The sequence below is a fragment of the Paenibacillus sp. L3-i20 genome (assembly GCF_022180385.2).
GTDB lineage: Bacteria > Bacillota > Bacilli > Paenibacillales > Paenibacillaceae > Pristimantibacillus.
In genome coordinates, this window is record NZ_BQME02000001.1 from 2,507,737 (window position 1) to 2,526,954 (window position 19,218).

Below are 19,218 nucleotides of genomic sequence, written 5' to 3' on the forward strand. Positions count from 1 at the left end.
GTTGACAGATGGTTGAATCGAGTCTATTATTATACCTATAGGGGTATTGGTATATAAACGAGATGAGGTGAGATTCACATAAGTGTGGAAATAGATTGGTTACTACTGTTGTTCGCAATTGGCTTTATAGGTTCCTTTATTTCTGGCATGGTTGGAATAGGCGGCTCTATTATTAAATACCCTATGATGCTCTATATCCCTCCGGCATTAGGATTTATCTCCTTCACAGCACAGGAAGTTTCTGCTGTTAGTGCAGTACAAGTATTTTTCGCTTCCTTGGCAGGTATTTTTGCTTATCGCAAAGGAGGATTAATTAACAAAAGATTAGTTTTTTATATGGGAGTACCGATTCTTATTGGAAGTTTTGTTGGTGGTTTAGGCTCTCAATTACTGGCTGATTCCGCAATCAATCTAACGTATGCGATGCTTGCATCGTTCGCTGCGGTGATGATGTTTCTCCCTAAGCCAGAAGTAGATGGGGAAGATTATACAGCGCTAACGTTTAATCGGTGGCTAGCAGCGAGTGCGGCTGTTGTAGTTGGGATATTATCGGGAATTGTAGGTGCGGCTGGTGCATTTATTATTGTTCCAATTATGCTGGTCCTATTGAAAATTCCGACCCGAGTTGCTATTGCTTCTTCATTAGCGATTACGTTTTTATCGTCAATTGGATCAACAGGAGGCAAGCTGCTTGGTGGTCATATGCTGCTCGTACCAGCAATTATTATGATTATAGCAAGTATTATTGGAGCTCCGATTGGAGCGAAGATTGGACAACGAATGAATGTGAAAGCACTACAGTGGCTGTTATCCGGTCTTATTATTGCAACGGTTATAAAAATTTGGGCAGATATGTTGAACTAATTTTTTTCAAATAAATATACCCCCATAGGTATAGAGGAGTGGAAATATGACAAAATCAACACTACTTGTCGGAGATATAACGATCGATTGCAAAGGGCTTGCGTGCCCAATGCCAATCATCAGAACAAAAAAGGCGATAGAAGGGATGTTGCCAGGTCAGGTGCTAGAAGTCCAAGCTACAGACAAAGGATCACTCGCCGACTTGCAGGCTTGGTCGGGAAATGCCGGACATCACTATCTTGGCACAGCTATAGAGGGCGAGGAGCTCAGGCATTTCGTCAGGAAGTCAGAGCCTAGCGAGATGAAGCAGTCTACGGTTTTTCCAGACACCATTACGAATGATGAGCTGGAATTGGTTTTGAGTAAGGATAAAACAGCAGTCGTTTTGGATGTGAGAGAAGCCGCAGAATATGTCTTTAATCATTTGCCGGGGGCCATTTCTATCCCTTTAGGACAGTTGGAGAATAGGTTCTCTGAGTTAAATAAGCAAGAGAATATCTATGTCATTTGCAGAACGGGCACAAGAAGTGATTTGGCTTGCCAATTGCTTGCGAAGCACGATTTTACTCACATAAAAAATGTGTTGCCTGGTATGTCTGAGTGGAAGGGCTCAATTGCAACGTCGATTTAAAACGATTCAAGGAAGGGGCATTTCATCATGACAAAGGCAGAAGCGATAGCAATGAGTGCAAGGGAGCTTGCTCAATATATTATTTATGACAAAGAGCTATTTATTTTGGATGTACGAAATGAAGCCGATTATGAGAATTGGAAAATCGAAGGTTCTCACATTGAATCGATCAATATACCGTATTTCGATTTGCTGGAAGGTGTCGATACAGCGCTGGCACAAATACCTTCTAATCAAGAGGTACTTGTTGTGTGTGCGAAGGAAGGCTCATCCATATTCATTGCGGAGCAGTTAATAGAAGCAGGATTGGAGCATATAAGCTTCCTAGAAGGGGGAATGAAGTATTGGAGCGAGTATCTGGAACCAGTTAGAGTTGGTGATCTAAAGAATGGTGGTGCTGTGTACCAGTTCGTTCGTTTAGGTAAGGGCTGCTTGTCTTATATGGTCGTATCCGGTGGTGAGGCCGCGGTGATAGATGCGATGAGAATGACTGAGCAATACAAGTTGTTTGCGGATGTGCTTGGAGTCGTTATTAAACATACGATGGATACACATTTGCATGCCGACCATATTTCAGGAGGAAGAGTGCTTGCAGAGCAAGTGGGAGCAACCTATTGGCTTCCAACTAAAGATGCGACAGAAGTAACATTCCTTTATGAAGGGCTGGAAGACGGCCGAAGCCTTACTATTGGCAACACTCAAGTGATGATCAAAGCGCTTTATACACCGGGACATACGATTGGGAGCACCTCATTCATCATTGATGATCATTATTTGATGACTGGAGATATATTGTTTACCCGGTCTATCGGACGTCCAGATCTTGCTGGATTAGCCGAAGATTGGGCGGGGGATTTACGGGAATCATTATATGACCGATTTGCGAAATTGTCGGAGGAATTAATTGTTCTTCCAGCTCATTTCGGCAGTATAGATGAACTAGGCGAAGGTGGACGAGTAGCAGATAAACTGGGAGAACTATTTCGGCGGAATGCTGGACTAAACATGGGTGATGAGGCAGTATTCAGGAAATTGGTCACAGAGAATTTGCCACAGCAACCAAACGCTTACGAGGAAATTCGTCAAACGAACATGGGCAAGTTAAACCCCACCGCAGAAGAGCAGCGGGATATGGAATTAGGACCTAATCGATGTGCAATTCACGATAAATAAGGAGGCAATATTAAGATGAATGCAAATGTAGTTGTAGATACAAAAGGAATGGCATGTCCAATGCCGATTGTAAAAGCAAAGCGTGCTTTGGATGCGTTGGGAAATGGTGATATTATGCAGGTACTATCCACGGATAAGGGATCGTTGCAAGACTTTCAAGCATGGGTCAAAGGAACGAAGCATGAACTTATTAAGCATGAGGAAGCAGACGGAGTTTTCACTTTTTATGTACGTAAACGATAATGCTGTATGCTCCTGTTGCTATTCCGCTTTGGACGATATATATTACCTCTAAGGGTATACAGAGTATCGGGTAAAGAAGGAAGGGAGAGATAAAGATGTACACATACGATGAAAGTATAATAAGAAGGCTGAAGCGAATGGAAGGTCAAATTCGCGGTGTTATGAGAATGATGGAGGAAAAGAAGGATTGTAAAGATGTTGTCGCACAATTATCCGCAGTACGCAGTGCCGCTGACAAGGGTATGGCTTATATCGTAGCTCAGAACTTGGAGCAATGCATTATGGATGAGAAGGAAAGAGGCGGAGACACTAGCAAACTGGTGAAGGAAGCGGTTGAATTGCTCGTGAAGAGCAGATAATCGGATTCTGACCATCGACCTTCATTGTTTTCATTATGCGCAAGCAGCCAGAAGTCGAATTTGGACGGAGGATGCTTGCTTTTTTTATCACAGAATAATCAATTTGTTATTTACTCTATGATTGCTATTTTAAAGGGTCACTTCATACTCAACAAATACTTATAGGGGTATGAGTATAAATAGATATTAGATAATAAGAAGGAGTGCGAAATAGATTGGAAAAGGAAAAAACGACGATTGTGTTGTTCAGCGGTGAACTCGATAAAGCGATAGCTGCTTTTATTATTGCGAACGGTGCAGCAGCATATGATCATGATGTAACCATCTTCTTCACCTTTTGGGGACTTAATACGTTGCGAAAAGATGAAGTTGTGAAGACAGACAAAGGAATGCTTGAGCGGATGTTCGGTTGGATGATGCCGCGTGGTGCGAGGAAGTTAGGACTGTCGAAGATGAATATGGCTGGGATGGGTCCGAGCATGATTAAACATGTGATGAAAAAACACAATGCACTTTCCTTGCCACAATTGATTGAGCTTGCCCAGGAGCAAGGTGTGAAGTTGGTGGCATGTACGATGACGATGGATCTTCTAGGGCTTAAGCAGGAGGAATTGATTGAAGGCTTGGAATATGCCGGAGTTGCAGCCTATTTAGGCGATGCGACTAATGCTAAGGTTAATTTATTTATCTAACGTGAAGAAGATTGATTGGTAAATAGGCGTTGTCCCATAAGCAAAGTAAACTACTTTGGGCAGCGTCTTTTGTTGTAGCTGGGGGGCTTCTCGCACGGAGCGGAGCGGAGTGGTCACTCCCTTTTAACGAATCCGAGAAGCGTTATATGCTATTTTATGGTAGAAACTGAGCGCCTTGAGGTCGAATGTCTTTCACTCGCCTACAATTTGCACAAGAAGGCGGCAATAGACCAAAAATCAGAAAGGGCAGTGCAGGGATAACCTTCCTAGCACTGCCCTTTCTGATTTTTCCTATTTTTCATAAAACGAGCTGTATCCTCAAGTAAGCGCACCTACTTTTGGGGCAGACTCTTTAACATGCTTAACCGATGTTTAGTTACTGTTTTCTAACAAGTACTTTTCGGTCATAGTTGAAAGCATTTGAATGCCTACCTGGTTATGTCCGCCTTCTGGAATGATGATATGAGCGTGTTTTTTTGATGGCTCAATAAAAGCTTCATGCATCGGTTTAACAGCGTTTAGGTACTGATCGTGAATGGAATGAATCGTTCTACCGCGCTCCTCAATGTCCCGCAATACCCGACGAAGGATACGCACATCAGGATCAGTATCGACAAATACTTTAATATCAAGCATCTCCCGCAAATTTTCATCAGAGAGCACATGTAGTCCCTCTAAGATGACGATAGGATTTGGTTGCATCTCAATCGTCTTGCTTGTTGAACGGGCGTGAATGGTAAAGTCATATACAGGAGAGATTGCGATCTTTCCTTCTTTTAGAAGCATTAGATCCGAAATGAGCAGTTCGTTGTCGAACGCATTCGGGTGATCATAGTTGATCGTTTCACGTTCTTGCATGGAAAGCATTGAACGATCCTTGTAATAATTATCTTGAGAAATAAATGTTACTTTATCCCATCCAAGATGGTCGATGACTGAGCGTGCCACAGTTGTTTTTCCTGAACCTGTGCCTCCAGCAATTCCTATAATAAGCATGGTTTTTCCATACCCTCCTGATCATTAGTTACCTATATAACTAACGTATTGTAGCACAGCGCTCGTTAATAATCATCCTGTTCGTAAAACTGGAAAAATAAACATGGAGAAACTGTTCAATTCTAGAAATTAGGGTAGCTTAATCGGTCAAGTGCTAAATAGTAGGAGAGCAATCTTTCATTCGACAAACAGTGACAGAAATATGATAGAATAATAGGGACAAGTCTTTGCTTTCAGGCAGATCATTTTAGTATGTAAAAGAAGGTGATTCCTATGAAGAATATCAAATTTATAACTGCGTTTATTTTTGTTGTCATGTTATATCCGTTTGCATCTTCAATTGCGAATGCTGGTGTCATTGATCGAATTAAAGATATTTATGAAGCTCCCGATAAGCTGCAAGAAATACAAGATAACTATGATGCAACCAAAGCGTTAATGGAAGGTCAGTTGGAGTCACAGCGTGAAGAGCTTGAGCTGTCAAAGCAGCAAGCGAGTGAGCTTCTCGCACAGCAGGAAAGCTATCGTAAACAAAATGAGCTGCTAATGGCGGAAAATCAGCAACTGTTAGAGCGAATGGAGAAGATGGAAGCAAATCGCCAATCGATTTACAGTAAAATTGCCTATACAGTAGGCACATTGATTGCGCTTATTGCCCTGTATGCTATTTCCGTTCGAATATGGCGCTACATCGTATGGCGCAAGCAAGGCAGAGAACAACAAGGTGCCTTTCTGCCATGAAGATAACTTCCCCAGCGCCAGTTGGACATGTTCGAATTGAATTAAGTGGACAAGATACACTGCATGTGCTGAATCCTCAATCGATAGTTGCTTATCAAGGACCTGCTCGCAGTCGCGAGGATCGATTTATGGATTTGGGTGGAGCATTTCGGAAGAAGAAATGGATACGTTCAAGACTTCAAGGTCCTTCCCAATTTATACTTGGGCTACCTGCTGGGTTTTCCTTGGAAGTGTTAGAAATACCTGAAGACAGCAGTCTCTTGTTTGATTTCCGACATGTCGTTATGTTCACCGATGGTATAGCATTTAAGACGAAAGTTTTGAAGTGGAAGACAGCGTGGATTACTAGAGAATTAGTGCGAATTAAATTTTCAGGACCGGGCACACTGGGCATCTTAACTGCCGGCGATTTGGCGACAATTCAGCTAGACCCTGACCAACCGTTATTTGTGGACAAAAATGCACTTGTCGCCTATCCAGAGAATGCTTCTATCCAGTTATCCGTGTATGGCAACTCGCTTGCAAGCCAACATATGAATGTGCAATGGGAGATTAAAGGCCGAGGACCCGTACTTATTCAAACCGGTTCACGTGATAAAGATTTGCAGGATAAGATGACCGATGATGGCTGGCTTAAACGTTTGCTTCGAGAAGTGCTCCCCTTTGGGAGTGTTTATATTAAATAAATTACGATCTACGCTAACTGTACATCAATCTCCACTTATTATTGTAGACGGATTTTACATTGCTGGTCTAACACTAGATATTAATAATCCGTCTATTGTAGTGAACACCCCAATTCGCACACAATATGCCCCCTCAAAGGCACACCTATAGGATGCCATGAAGTATATTAGAATAAACTCTCCCAAACCAAACTTTTAAGTCGAAACTATAGCAATAAGAGAAACAAATATATACAAATTTTACATGGTAGATTTATAAAGATATAATAGAATTAGTTTCTAAAATTAGGTAATTATTATGTGCAGTATCCTTTGTTGTTTAACGAAGTACGTTATTAAACGTGGAATCAAAACCTTGTTTTCTTATTGAAATAGTTGTCAAAGGGGAGAAGTCATGAACATCCTCGTTTTTGGGGCAGGAGTTATCGGAAGTGTATATGGATATGTCCTATCAAGGGGCGGTCATCATGTCGTACATTACGTCCGCTCAGAAAGATTAAATGAACTCCAGGATGGAATCAAGCTGAACCTATTAGACGGTAGGAATAAGAAGAGGCCGCAGGAGATTCAGGACAATTATAAGGCTGAAATGGTTGATGAACTTCCCGATTTAAACACTTTTGATTTGGTACTCATTAGCGTTAGACATTATCAAGTCGAAGCAGTTTTACAGTTACTCGCGGGCAAGCTTGGCAAAGCGGATATACTAGTTCTAAATCACTCATGGCAGGACATTAGCGAGGTTTCTAAAGCCATACCGAAGGAGAAATGTCTTTGGGGCTTCCCGGGGGCAGGCGGTGGATTTGATCTGAATCATAATCATGTATTGAATGGTGTGTTAATGAATAACGTCAACTTAGGTGAGTGGAACGGGGAAGTTACGTCTAGACTGAAGAATGTGGCTCAGATGTTTCAAAATATTGGTGTTAAGCCTGTTCTGCAGTCGAATATTGGACATTGGTTGCAAAAGCACTTTGCTATAAACGCTGGGATTAGCAGTTCGATCATGCAGTCTGGTAGTGCAGAGAAGTTTATGAGCAGTGTAGGAGATATTAGCCAAGGTGTACTCGCTGTACGCGAAGGATTTGAAGTATGCAAATCTCGTGGAGTAGATATCAAATCGTTTTCTGATGCAAAAGCCTTTTATTTGCCCGTATGGCTCGTAGCTTTTTCGTTTCGAATGATGTTAAAGACGGATAAAGTCCAGCGACGGATATTCGAGCTCTATAACGGAACGGAAGAAATAAAACGGATCTATCAGGATATACGTGCAACAGCAGAACAACATCAAATTCGTATACCAGTATTACAAAGCATGAAGCCTTCAATAGATAGATTGTAGTTACTTATAAGTACTATAAATTGAAGGTTCACACTATGTATGGTTTTCTGCGTAAAAAAAGCCACTGAATATAATACGATTCAGTGGCATTCTTGCGTTCAGGCGAGCACTTATCTAATTTGTCCGCGAATTTCACCATCTGGAAATTGAACAGTGTGCACATTAACATATGCATTGCCACGCTCAATTTCGCGAATTAATTGGCGAATAGTACTTCCCCGAAGTGGACCTACAAGATCGCGGTCTCTAAGCGTACCTGTAATAACACCGCGTCTGAAGGATACGCCTCGAATGCTCGGTCCGAATAAGAATGCGACAACAGGGCCATTCTCGCCAGGGCGACCGAGGTGAATATGTGCAGCTGTTACCCGCCTAATGTTGTTTAGTACAAGTCTGAATCTGAGGCGACGATTACGTCTGCGGTTACGGTTGCGCGCATTGTCTTCCACATTATTTTCATTGTTGAAAAATGGACCAAAACCATTATCAATCTCACGAAATGTGGCAGAGCCGGTTGCATTCGTTCGAACAGGGGGAACCTGATTTCTACCCCTTAGTCTTGCTCTAAAAGTTGCGATAAGACATCACTCCTTTTCTCTTGATAGGACATCTTATTCAACAATGAAGGGAAGAGTTTGTTTCTCTGTACCATGGCTGAAGTGGATTTTCATAGAATCGGAGCATATTGAGCGTTATAATGGTTATGGTAAGAACGATCAAATGAAGGGAGTGTTACATATGAAATATAGACGTTTAGGGAATACAGGCCTTCGTGTTTCGACTGTCGGTATTGGTACATGGCAGTTTGGAGGAGAATGGGGCAGACAATATACGCAAGGGGAAGCAGATGCCATATTGGATAAAGGGCATGAGCTTGGCATTAACTTGATTGATACAGCAGAATGTTACGGTGACCATCTGTCAGAGCAGTTTATTGGGGACTACATTAGTCGCCGCAATCGTGAGGACTGGATTATTGCGACGAAGTTCGGTCATCATTTCCACAATTTATTTACTCGTACAGACGTATTTGATGCGGAGGGTGTAGTAGCTCAGCTAGATGCCTCTCTGAAGGCATTAAAGACTGATTATATCGATCTGTATCAATTCCATTCTGGACCAGATTCGTCATTCGATAATGAGGCTCTTTGGACAGTACTGGATAAACAAATAGCTGCGGGGAAAATACGTTTTCTAGGTACATCTATTGGCAGCAACGACAATGTTCATCAGACTGATGCGTCGACACAAGTTGGCTCACGTACGATACAGGTTGTTTATAACCGATTAGATCGTAAGCCAGAGGAACGCGTATTTCCGTCATGCGAGAAGCAAGATCTTGGCGTATTGGCACGTGTGCCGCTTGCAAGTGGTTATTTGAGCGGTAAGTACAAGCCTGGTACTGTGTTCAGCGATACAGATGTACGCCATCGTCATGATGCAGAAGCGACGCGACTGAAGTTAGAAGAAGTAGAGCGAATCGGTCGTGAAGAAGTGCCAGCTGGTATTGATATGGCAAGCTGGGCGCTAGCATGGTGCTTGAAGCATCCTGCTGTAACAACTGTTATTCCGGGATGCAAGGATGCTGCGCAAGTAGAATCCAATGCAAGAGCAGCAGCACTTGTTACGGAGCCGCATCCACAAGATGTGCTTTAATTAATGAGGTAAATTATTATAGTGTTAATTATCCAAGGAGCGCCTATGCAGGTGCTCTTTTTTTGTGCAGCAAATAAATTTTTAAGCATATGAATTGCTATACTTTCGACAGCTTTTCGCTTATGCCTTATAATCGAACCAATACGTATATTTGGAGGAAAATGTTATGGCAGTTAAGGTGCTATATATAGAGGATGATAAGGAAATCGGACGCTTTGTCGAAGATCATCTTGAGTCCAAAGGGTATGAAGTGGTGTGGTTAAGGAGCGGAGAAGGAGCTGCTGCGCTGCATGAAGGCTGCGATCTGGTCATATTGGATGTTATGCTGCCGGGTCTGGACGGCTATTCGGTTGGACAAAGGCTGAAGACGGCTAGGCCCTCTATTCCAATTCTTATGTTATCTGCTAGAACTTCAATCGATGACAAATTGCAGGGACTTCGCTTTGCAGATGATTATTTGACGAAGCCATTCCATCCCGATGAACTAGTTGCGCGTATTGATGCATTGTTGCGAAGGAACGGGACTCACTCAGCGGAATCGATAGCAGTGAAGCATCTTTCTGTGTATGAAAAGGAAAATAGGGTAGTGAATAGAGATACTAATGAAGAAATTAGTCTAAGCGGCAAGCAATTTCATATCTTTATGTATTTGCTGCGACGCACCGGGCAAATTTTGACAAAGGAACAAATTTACGAGGCAGTATGGGGAGAGTCTTATATAGCTGGGGATAAATCTTTAATGGTGCATATTCACTATCTTCGTGAAAAGGTAGAAAGAGACCCAGCAAATCCTCAAATTATTGAAACGGTCCGTGGCATCGGCTACAGAGTACGACTATGAAGGATAAAAAGCGAATTAAAACGTGGAAGATGAAATTTGCGAACCAGTCCTTGATGAGCCGTTACATGTTCATAATCATTTTATCCTTTCTGTTTATTCCTATTGTCATCCCTATTTCGGCAGTTATCATTTTTGGTACGGAAACGATGTTTAACGTTAAACATTCGGAGAAGTTGAAATATGGTAGCTCAATAGAATTGGCGGCAGTTTGGCACAAAGAGGCTGCTGCAATTGATGGAGCATCTCCCGAAGTAGTAGAGTTGAAGCTTCATGAGCTCAAGCAGCGCTATACTGAGGCGAACATGTTTTGGGTAGATGAGAATGGTCGGATAGGTTTGCAGCTCCCACGGCAGGGGGGACTGCCTGAGCAATGGTCGCATGCTGATGCTATACGATTTATGAAAGAGCACGTAGACAGTGACCCCTTTACAGTTGTTTCCTTTATAGGGAGCAATAACTCAGGGGATGGATTTATGGTGTTGCAAATACCGAGGTCCATCGTTCAAGCTCCTTCTGTAGCTGTATCAAGCACTCCCTATTTTGTTATTTTAATATTTGTGTTATTTAGCTTGTTGGCGCTTATGTCGCTCTTATTTTTCCAGCGGATAAGAAAACGATTGCTTAGACTTCAAGAGGCAATGACGATTTATGATGAACAACATATCCCTATACCCGTTTCGTTAAAACGTATGGATGAAATCGGTGGGTTAGAAGAAGCTTTTAATGGCATGATTGAGCAGTTGAGGGCAAGCAGAGGGCTGCAACTAGAAGAGGAACAGCTTAGAAAACGGCTAATTGCCAGTCTTTCACATGATCTCCGAACACCTTTGACGGTTATGGGAGGTCATATCTATGTGTTGGGCGAAGAGCCATTAAGCGAGCGTGGTCAACAATCTTTGGTCATTTTGCAGGAGAAATCGGCAAGTTTAAGTGATCTAATCGATAATTTGCTTGCTTATACACTAATGACGAGCGGACGTTATCCGCTGCAATTACAAGAGCAAGATATCGTGAGACTTGCACGAGAATGTGCAGCAGCTTGGTATCCAATCTTGGAAAAAGAGGAAATCGAAATGGATGTAGATCTGCCGGAGGAAGAGGGGTTGATATGGAGCGTAGATAAGGAAGGGTTTAGACGTATTTTGGATAATCTATTTCAAAACATTGTACGGCATGCTTCAGAGGGGCTTTATATTGGCCTTTCTATAGAGCAAAGGAATGGGCAGCAAACATTAGTCATCGAGGATCGAGGACCTGGATTTGTAGAAGCTACCGAGCAACAACCTTTCATGCATCAAATGGTGAATAGTCCCGTCAATCTAGCCTCCTCTACTTCAAATAAAGGAGCAGGCATTGGTCTAGCGATTGTCGACTATCTTGTAGCGGAAATGGGACTGGCTTGGGAAGTAGCAAGTTCGAAGCAAGGGACTCGCATTTACATCTATCAACAAAGTAAATAGTTCCCACATTCTTAAACAAAACTTAACCTTCATCGAAAGTTCTTTTAACCTGAGAGCGTTAAGATTGTTTCTGAGGTGATGAGGAATGAAGGATTATGTTATTGATACAGGAATGTTAAGTAAACGTTATAAAGGGCGTTATGCGGTTTCTAATTTGAATTTGAAGATTGCTAAGGGCGAAATATATGGGTTTCTGGGTCAGAATGGAGCGGGCAAAACGACGACTATACGTATGTTGCTTGGTTTAATAAAGCCATCGGGCGGAAGCATTCGTATATTCGGACAATCGCTTGCCAAAAACCGGATGTCTATTTTGAGAAAAGTGGGATCGCTTGTTGAGTATCCATCCTATTACGGACATCTAAATGCGGTAGAAAATTTGGAAGCTATTCGCCGTATTCTTGATGTCCCGCAGTCACGAATTGACGAAGTTTTGCACATTGTAGGGCTAACGAAGGAATCTAAACGAGCTGTTAAAGGTTACTCGCTTGGGATGAAGCAGAGACTTGGTATCGCAAGTGCTTTGCTTGGTAATCCGGAATTGCTAATTTTGGATGAGCCGACGAATGGGCTAGATCCGTCCGGAATTCTTGAGATGAGAGAGCTAATTAAGGCGATGCCTAAGCAACATGGTATTACGGTACTCATATCCAGCCATTTGTTGTCCGAGGTAGAGCAGATGGCAAGTACGGTTGGTATTATTCGTCAGGGTGAACTTGTGTTTCAAGATACAATCGATAACTTGCGCCTGCAAGCTCAAGGGTCGATGTCGCTTCGAGTTTCCGAGGGGGAGCAAGTACTTGAATTGCTTCGTAGAAATGGTATCAAGGCAATATTGTCCGGCTCTACACTAACATTTGATAATACGGATGATCTTGTTGTGTCAGGAGCTGTTAATGAAATTGTTCGAGCAGGACATTCGGTCTACAGAGTAGAGGAGAAGCGCAAATCTCTGGAAGAACTCTTCCTTCGTATGATGGAGGAGGGTGTTAATCGATGATCGGTAGAGCAATACGTTCAGATATGCTTAAGATAAAAGGAAAAGGAATATGGTTTCTAATCATGTTAGGTCCAGTTGGACTTATCGCTATGCAAGGGCTCAACTTCGGTCTTCGCTATGACTATTTGAAGGAAATCTACAAAGATGATCTCTGGGGCGGCTTATTAGAAAATATTTTTATGTTTATCCCTTTAGCATTGGGATTAGGAGCTACTATCCTTTGCTCTTTGCTTGCTAGCATTGAGCATCATACGAGTTCGTGGAAGCAGCTTCTGGCACTTCCCATATCGCGGAGTACGGTGTTTATTTCAAAATTCCTTGTTACTGTATTCCTGTTAACAGTATCATGTCTGCTGCTGTTCATTGGTATCATTCTTTTAGGATTGTTTATGAAGTTTGGCGGTAATGTTCCGTTTGGTGAAATTGCTAAGCTTTGCTTTTTTCCATTCGTAGCGGCAATGCCGATGATTGCTCTTCTGTTATGGCTTTGTAATGTGATGAAAAATCATGCGTTGCCAATTACGCTCGGTGTCGTTATGTCAATGTTATCGTTGTTCCCGATATCAGAGTGGGTGCCGCTTAATTGGCCGTCTCTTGCATATGCAGCTCCCGATCATATGTTATTTATGGGGGCTGGTATTGGATGTGGGTTTATAGTACTGCTTCTTGGCTTACTCCATTTCAATGGAAAGGACGTGAGCTAAGATGAGAGGTTTCTTTAGACTTCTAGCTTCTGAACGGATGAAACTGAGTCGTTCTTATATTTGGCTTCTCATACCAGTAAGCCCACTGCTGTCATTGATTATGGGGATGTTGAGCAACTTGAATGAATATCCGAGTGATCAGCATTATAGTGCTCTCCATTCCATTGTAACAACTTTGCATGCACTTTTGCTGCTTCCTATATTAACAGGTATTTTCTCAGCATTCGTGTGCAGATATGAACATAGCGGCGGCGGATGGAAGCAACTATTATCATTGCCAGTATCACGAACGGGACTTTATGCTGCAAAGTTTGTATTAGTAGTAATAATGCTAGCTTTGACACAGCTGATGTTTATGGGTGCTGTCGTAATTTCAGTTCACTATCAAGGAATTGCCGGGGGCGTTCAATGGGGTCAACTCATTCCGAATGTTATAAGCGGTCTTGTTGCCTGTCTTCCGCTTGCAGCTCTGCAATTATGGGCTTCAATTGGATGGAGTAGCTTTGCTGCCCCGTTAGCGATAAATGTAGCTATGACTGTGCCGAACATACTTATCGTTAATTCGGCTACCTACGGACCGTATTATCCATGGGCGCAGCCAGCACTTGCAATGATCAGCAGCAAAGATATGGAGTTTGGTGCATTTACACTTCCAATGGAGAGTATGATGATTACGATTGCGGGCAGCTTCATTCTATTTTGTGCAGGTGGTCTTATCTATTTGAAGCGAAAAGAAGTGTAGTAATGTAATAACATTTATTATTCAGCGTCGTTATCCTATGCCTACGGATAAGGGCGCTTAGCTATGTTCAGAGGGAACCATGAATGAACAACAAGGTAAATATTTACTAAAAAACTATTGACGTACCTCAGTATATCCGATAGGATTACTTGTATTATTATTTTAATACATAAGGGGTGTAGTCAGAATGAACAACAAGAAAAAGCTGCAGGCAATACTTGTGTTTATGCTTGCGATCATGATCGTAGTTACAGGCTGTGGAGCGGATAAGGCAAAGCAAGGTGGAGCTTCTAAGGAAGTACAAAACCTACCTGCTAAGCTCAAAGAGAAGGGCGATATTAAAGTTAAAGTTATCCGCAAGATCGGCGGAGATGATCATACTGCACAATTTTTAGCAGGAGCGAAGCAAGAGGGAGAAGCACTTGGTTTTAAAGTGGACACGTTCTCTGCAAATGGCGATACAGCGAAGTTTCTAGATGCAATTGAACAAGCTGCTGGCAGCGATGCAGATGCAGTTATTTTGTCCCATGGCGATGATCCGGCAACAGTGGCTGCTGTTCAGAAGCTGAGAGATAAGGGGATTGAGGTTGTAGCATTTGATTCCTTGCCAGAGGTTGGACAAGTTGGTGGTGTAACGCTAACTTCGCAGAAGGACGAGGCGCTTGCCCAATACGCACTAGATCAGTTAGTGAAAGAAAAGGGAGAACAAGCAAAGATCGTATACCTTTGGGTAGATGGCTTCCCTCCAATGGTTCGACGCAACAAAGTCTATGAAGAGACACTAGCAAAATATAAAGGTATAACTGAGGTTGGGCGTTTTGGAGTAGCATCGGATAACACTTCCGTTGAAACACAAAATGCTGTTGCTGCATTGTTAACAAAACATCCAAAAGGCGAAATTGACGCAATATTCGCAACGTGGGATGCATTCGCAATCGGTGCTACTCGTGCACTTGTAGAAGCTGGACGAACAGAAATCAAAATCTACGGCATAGACGTTTCAAATGCAGACTTGCAGCTAATGCAAGAAGAAAACAGCCCTTGGGTTGCAACGGCTGCAGTAGACGCGAAGATGATCGGTGCGATTAATGTGAGATTGGCAGCTAAAAAGCTAGCTGGTGAAGAGACTCCTGCTACATTTGATTTAGATGCGGCACTTATTACGCAAGAGGATCTAAAAAAATCTGATAAGGCGGTTAATATATCGACACTTGCAGATATTATTCCAGGCTGGGGTACATCGGATGCATTAGAAGAAGATTGGATGAAAGCATTGAAAGAAGCTAACGCCAAATAAAACACTTTAATGCTATAATAGGCTAAAATATACAGCGCCCTTATCCATTGGATGGGGGCGCTCTATCCTGTTTGGAGAGGAAGGTGCGCCTCTTGGCGAATGTCGATATTACAACGCTTGAGATGAAAAATATATCTATTGCATTCCCGGGCGTTCAAGCGCTAACCGAAGTTGATTTCCACACGACTACCGGGAAATCCCATGCATTAATAGGTGCCAACGGAGCTGGGAAGTCAACGTTAATGAAGGTTCTTGCAGGTGCTTATAGCCACTATACCGGAGAGGTTTGGATTAATGGGGTTAAGGCTCATATTCGCAGCCCACGGGATGCCAAGCTGCTAGGTATTCAAGTTGTTTATCAGGAAGTAGATACAGCGCTTATTCCAAACCTATCGGTCGGCGAAAATATTATGTTGGAGTATACTGTGAATGGGATGAAGGGAAAACATTTGATAGATTGGAAGCTACTGCATCAGTCGGCGCAAGCGATACTTGATCGTTTGAATGTGAAGGTTTCAACGAAGAAACTTGCACAAGACTTAACGCTCGCAGAGAAGCAGATGGTTCTTATTGCTCGGTCTGTTTCGATGGAATGCCGTTTTTTAGTACTGGATGAACCAACGGCGCCGCTGAGCCAAAGTGAAACAGATCAGCTTTTTCAATTAATTCGTTTGCTTAAGTCAGACGGCGTGGGCATTATATTTATTTCTCATCGCATTCCTGAACTATATGAAATATGTGATGACATTACAATTATGCGAGATGGGAAGTTAGTTACTCGTAAGTCAATTGCGACATTGGAGCAAGGGCAGCTCGTTGAATACATGTTAGGCTCTAAGCTTGAAGGACAGTTCCCACAGCGATTAAGTAATAGTGGGGACATATGTTTTGAAGCTAAAGGGATGCATGACGTTGGCAAAGTGAATGATGTATCCATCTCCATACATAAGGGGGAAATTGTTGGCCTTGCTGGACTCGTTGGCGCAGGTAAAACAGAGCTGTGCAGAGCGTTGTTTGGAGCATCGCCTACAGCAACGGGCGAAACATTCCTTAATGGCGTAAAGCTTCGTATCAAGAGCCCCTACGATGCGGTTCGAAATGGCATTGCACTTGTTCCCGAGGAACGCCGCCGTGAAGGAGTGTTTGTTGATGAATCGGTAGTCGTTAATCTGACGGCTTCCAATTTGTCTAAGTTTGCAGGCATAGGGACTTGGCTCAATAAGAAGAAGGAAAGAGAAGCAGCCGCAACTATTATTCATGATTTGGGAGTAAAAACACCAAATGGGGATGCGCTTGTAAGGAACCTATCAGGCGGCAATCAACAGAAAATAGCGATTGGTAAATGGTTGTTGGTAGATGCCGACGTGTATATATTCGATGAGCCAACCAAAGGTGTTGATGTTGGAGCAAAACGGGATATTTACAACTTAGTGGCGGAGCTTGCTTCAAGGGGCAAATGTATTTTGTATGCTTCGAGTGAGATGAATGAAATGATGGGCATTACTGACCGGATGTATGTGATGTACGACGGTGCCATTAAGAAAGAACTTATAACAGCCCATACAAATGAGGAAGAAATAATGCTGTACAGCACAGGAGGCTTACTGACATGAATACTGCTACTTCTACTCGCTTAACGAACAGGTTTGGAGCTTTTGAATTTTTATATAAATATGGAACGTTGGTTACGATTCTTTTGCTCGTTGTCTTTTTTGGTGCTATGAACGATAACTTCTTAAGTTATACGAATATTATTAATATATTACGCTCTATTTCTATCGTTACGATTATTGCGATCGGATTAACTGTTTCTTTGACAGTCGGAGGTTTTGATCTTTCAGTTGGATCTACGGCTTCACTGGCGAATGCGCTTGTTATCTCCATGTTTGTTTGGCATGGACAAGGTGTAGGGCTTGGAATTGCGATTACGATCTTTTTTTGCTTGGTAGTTGGACTCATAAATGCTTTTTTGGTAATAAATTTCAAAATTCAGGATATGCTTATGACGTTAGCCACCATGTTTATATTCCAAGGTGTAGCTTTAACGTATACGAGAGGCGCAACGGTATCGCAAAATATGATTATGCCAAACGGCGACTTTGCCACTGGTGAAATTCCAAAGGTGTTCAGCGAGCTTGGCAAAGTACCTTGGATCATTATTATTATGCTAGTTGTCGTGTTAGTTGTTCATTTATTTCTAACCTATACGAAGCATGGTCGTTATATGTATATGATCGGTGGCAATGCAGAAGCAGCGAAACTATCAGGTATTGCTGTAAGTAAATATAGACTGCTTGCCTATCTTATCGCTGCTTTGTTTGCAGGTATAGGAGGAATTATTCTTGGTGCTCGTGTTATGAGTGCCGAAGTGAATGCAGGTGGACCTTATTTGATGGATGCGGTAGCTGCTGCTTTCATAGGTTATTCTGTCCTTGGGGCAGGTAAGCCAAATGCATTTGGAACATTCGTTGGAGCGGTATTGATCGGTATATTGTCTAATGGTCTTATTATGCTCTCAGTTCCTTATTACGCTATGGATATTGTGAAGGGATCTGTACTGGCGCTAGCTCTTGCGATTACTTACTACAAACGCAGACACTGATGGAAACAGATTACTGATCCGGAAAGGATGCGAATAATGGCTATGAATGAATCACCGGAAGAACCGTCTTCACCAGAGGCTGCACATTCATATGTGAACAATTTCAACTTCCCGCCACCTCCCGAATTGACATATATGGAGAAGGTGATGGGGCAATACGGACCGTCTCTCTTTTTCAAAAGATGGGGAGCAACGCTCATCGATTTCCTCTTTTTCACAGGAGTAACGGGCATGATTTTTTATATGAATGGCTACTTTATCGGTGTTTTTAGTATTGCATTTTTATTGTTTATTTTGTCCTATTATTTTTTAGTCGAAAGCTTGAGTGGTTATACGATCGGTAAATATATTTTCCGTATCCGAGCAGTTAGGGAGGATGGTCAACCTCCCGGTTTGAAAAAAGGATTTCTGCGGACTTTGGTTAGAGTTGTAGATACTAACCCGCTTTTGTTCGGCGGTTTGCCGGCAGGTATAAGTGTACTTGTAACGAAAAAGAAGCAACGACTTGGCGATATGTCTACCGATACGTATGTAGCTAATACAAGAGATTTACAATGGGAAAATAACCGCATATCCGTGTGGTGGATGATCTTTTGTATTGCCGCAGTGATTGGCTCTATCGCCTTATTAGTAGGTGGAATTATCTATGGAGTAAAGAATGAGAAAGGAATATTTGCGCCGGATAAGTATGAGGTGTACGCAAGTGCTAACAGTGAGTTTCAAGTAACAGCCAAAGATGACTGGTCTGTGATGAATGAACTGAGCGAAGATGCAGATATTTCCCTTGGTAATATTTTTAGTGAAAAGTATTTGATCGTATTAACCGAGCAGAAAACGGATTTTGATACTTCAATCACGTTAGAAGAATACACGACAATTATCGATAATCATTTCCGAGGGGAATATGCAGAGGTAAATGCTTCTGATTATAAACCTGTCGTAATAGGCGATGCTCCAGGTTATCAATTGGAATATGAAGAAAGAGAAGATGGAACGGCGATCACATATCTAATAACAACTGTGGAAACCGCTCATCACTATCATCAAATTATTGCGTGGACTCTTAGCTCTAAGATTGATCTAAGAAGAGAGGAATTGCTTGAAGCCGTTTCTTCATTCAGGGAAGTAGTCAAATAAGTGAAAACCTCCACAGCCGCTTGCGAGCAGCCGTGGAGGTTTTTTGGTGTTT

General features: G+C 42.3%; 21 protein-coding genes. 19 read left to right on the plus strand and 2 right to left on the minus strand.

The window, feature by feature from the left end; all coding sequences use genetic code 11:
* Positions 1–78 precede the first annotated feature (78 nt).
* The 6 genes from MFF31_RS11600 to MFF31_RS11625 all read left to right on the plus strand — a co-directional run bounded on the left by MFF31_RS11600 (position 79) and on the right by MFF31_RS11625 (position 3,962).
* The gene (locus MFF31_RS11600) at positions 79–864 is read left to right on the plus strand and encodes a sulfite exporter TauE/SafE family protein (RefSeq protein WP_238188573.1); all 786 of its coding nucleotides are present in this window, start codon (positions 79–81) and stop codon (positions 862–864) included.
* 46 nt (positions 865–910) lie between these two features.
* The gene (locus tag MFF31_RS11605; protein WP_238188140.1) at positions 911–1,495 is read left to right on the plus strand and encodes a sulfurtransferase TusA family protein; all 585 of its coding nucleotides are present in this window, start codon (positions 911–913) and stop codon (positions 1,493–1,495) included.
* 27 nt (positions 1,496–1,522) lie between these two features.
* Positions 1,523–2,668, plus strand: coding sequence for an MBL fold metallo-hydrolase (locus MFF31_RS11610; protein ID WP_238188141.1), 1,146 nt, complete (start codon positions 1,523–1,525; stop codon positions 2,666–2,668).
* 15 nt (positions 2,669–2,683) lie between these two features.
* Positions 2,684–2,911, plus strand: a complete 228-nt coding sequence (locus MFF31_RS11615) for a sulfurtransferase TusA family protein (RefSeq protein WP_238188142.1) — start codon at positions 2,684–2,686, stop codon at positions 2,909–2,911.
* A 95-nt stretch (positions 2,912–3,006) separates the two neighbouring features.
* The gene (locus tag MFF31_RS11620; RefSeq protein ID WP_238188143.1) at positions 3,007–3,270 is read left to right on the plus strand and encodes a metal-sensitive transcriptional regulator; all 264 of its coding nucleotides are present in this window, start codon (positions 3,007–3,009) and stop codon (positions 3,268–3,270) included.
* A 215-nt stretch (positions 3,271–3,485) separates the two neighbouring features.
* Entirely contained in the window at positions 3,486–3,962 is a 477-nt protein-coding gene (locus MFF31_RS11625) for a DsrE/DsrF/DrsH-like family protein (RefSeq protein ID WP_238188144.1), read from the plus strand.
* Between the two features lie 372 nt (positions 3,963–4,334).
* Here MFF31_RS11625 and udk read toward each other — a convergent pair whose 3' ends face one another.
* Complete coding sequence (udk, locus tag MFF31_RS11630) at positions 4,335–4,958, minus strand: uridine kinase (protein WP_238188145.1); 624 nt, start codon at positions 4,956–4,958, stop codon at positions 4,335–4,337.
* A gap of 273 nt (positions 4,959–5,231) precedes the next feature.
* Here udk and MFF31_RS11635 point away from each other — a divergent pair, with 273 nt between their 5' ends.
* The 3 genes from MFF31_RS11635 to MFF31_RS11645 all read left to right on the plus strand — a co-directional run bounded on the left by MFF31_RS11635 (position 5,232) and on the right by MFF31_RS11645 (position 7,727).
* The gene (locus MFF31_RS11635) at positions 5,232–5,699 is read left to right on the plus strand and encodes a hypothetical protein (RefSeq protein ID WP_238188146.1); all 468 of its coding nucleotides are present in this window, start codon (positions 5,232–5,234) and stop codon (positions 5,697–5,699) included.
* Positions 5,696–6,385 (plus strand): AIM24 family protein, encoded by a 690-nt coding sequence (locus MFF31_RS11640; RefSeq protein ID WP_238188147.1) that lies wholly within the window; start codon positions 5,696–5,698, stop codon positions 6,383–6,385. Before MFF31_RS11635 ends, MFF31_RS11640 begins: the two co-directional genes overlap by 4 nt.
* A gap of 394 nt (positions 6,386–6,779) precedes the next feature.
* Positions 6,780–7,727, plus strand: coding sequence for a ketopantoate reductase family protein (locus tag MFF31_RS11645; RefSeq protein ID WP_238188148.1), 948 nt, complete (start codon positions 6,780–6,782; stop codon positions 7,725–7,727).
* Positions 7,728–7,837: 110 nt separating this feature from the next.
* Here the strand turns inward: MFF31_RS11645 and MFF31_RS11650 are convergent, their stop codons facing one another.
* The gene (locus MFF31_RS11650) at positions 7,838–8,305 is read right to left on the minus strand and encodes a CHRD domain-containing protein (protein WP_238188574.1); all 468 of its coding nucleotides are present in this window, start codon (positions 8,303–8,305) and stop codon (positions 7,838–7,840) included.
* A gap of 160 nt (positions 8,306–8,465) precedes the next feature.
* Here MFF31_RS11650 and MFF31_RS11655 point away from each other — a divergent pair, with 160 nt between their 5' ends.
* From MFF31_RS11655 to MFF31_RS11700, 10 genes are all read left to right on the plus strand, one after another.
* Entirely contained in the window at positions 8,466–9,383 is a 918-nt protein-coding gene (locus MFF31_RS11655) for an aldo/keto reductase (protein ID WP_238188149.1), read from the plus strand.
* A gap of 166 nt (positions 9,384–9,549) precedes the next feature.
* Positions 9,550–10,224, plus strand: coding sequence for a response regulator transcription factor (locus MFF31_RS11660; protein WP_238188150.1), 675 nt, complete (start codon positions 9,550–9,552; stop codon positions 10,222–10,224).
* Positions 10,221–11,684 (plus strand): HAMP domain-containing sensor histidine kinase, encoded by a 1,464-nt coding sequence (locus MFF31_RS11665; protein WP_238188151.1) that lies wholly within the window; start codon positions 10,221–10,223, stop codon positions 11,682–11,684. The genes MFF31_RS11660 and MFF31_RS11665 overlap by 4 nt, the downstream gene beginning before the upstream one ends.
* A gap of 85 nt (positions 11,685–11,769) precedes the next feature.
* The gene (locus tag MFF31_RS11670) at positions 11,770–12,684 is read left to right on the plus strand and encodes an ABC transporter ATP-binding protein (protein WP_238188152.1); all 915 of its coding nucleotides are present in this window, start codon (positions 11,770–11,772) and stop codon (positions 12,682–12,684) included.
* Positions 12,681–13,388, plus strand: coding sequence for an ABC transporter permease (locus MFF31_RS11675; RefSeq protein ID WP_238188153.1), 708 nt, complete (start codon positions 12,681–12,683; stop codon positions 13,386–13,388). The genes MFF31_RS11670 and MFF31_RS11675 overlap by 4 nt, the downstream gene beginning before the upstream one ends.
* Position 13,389: 1 nt before the next feature.
* Complete coding sequence (locus tag MFF31_RS11680; RefSeq protein ID WP_238188154.1) at positions 13,390–14,130, plus strand: ABC transporter permease; 741 nt, start codon at positions 13,390–13,392, stop codon at positions 14,128–14,130.
* A 187-nt stretch (positions 14,131–14,317) separates the two neighbouring features.
* Positions 14,318–15,427 carry a sugar ABC transporter substrate-binding protein gene (locus tag MFF31_RS11685; RefSeq protein ID WP_238188155.1) on the plus strand — a complete coding sequence of 370 codons (1,110 nt, stop codon included), beginning with the start codon at positions 14,318–14,320 and terminating at the stop codon, positions 15,425–15,427.
* Between the two features lie 122 nt (positions 15,428–15,549).
* Positions 15,550–17,040, plus strand: coding sequence for a sugar ABC transporter ATP-binding protein (locus MFF31_RS11690; protein ID WP_238188575.1), 1,491 nt, complete (start codon positions 15,550–15,552; stop codon positions 17,038–17,040).
* Complete coding sequence (locus tag MFF31_RS11695) at positions 17,037–18,029, plus strand: ABC transporter permease (protein WP_238188156.1); 993 nt, start codon at positions 17,037–17,039, stop codon at positions 18,027–18,029. The genes MFF31_RS11690 and MFF31_RS11695 overlap by 4 nt, the downstream gene beginning before the upstream one ends.
* Positions 18,030–18,065: 36 nt before the next feature.
* Positions 18,066–19,166 (plus strand): RDD family protein, encoded by a 1,101-nt coding sequence (locus tag MFF31_RS11700; RefSeq protein ID WP_238188157.1) that lies wholly within the window; start codon positions 18,066–18,068, stop codon positions 19,164–19,166.
* The last annotated feature ends 52 nt before the right edge of the window (positions 19,167–19,218 follow it).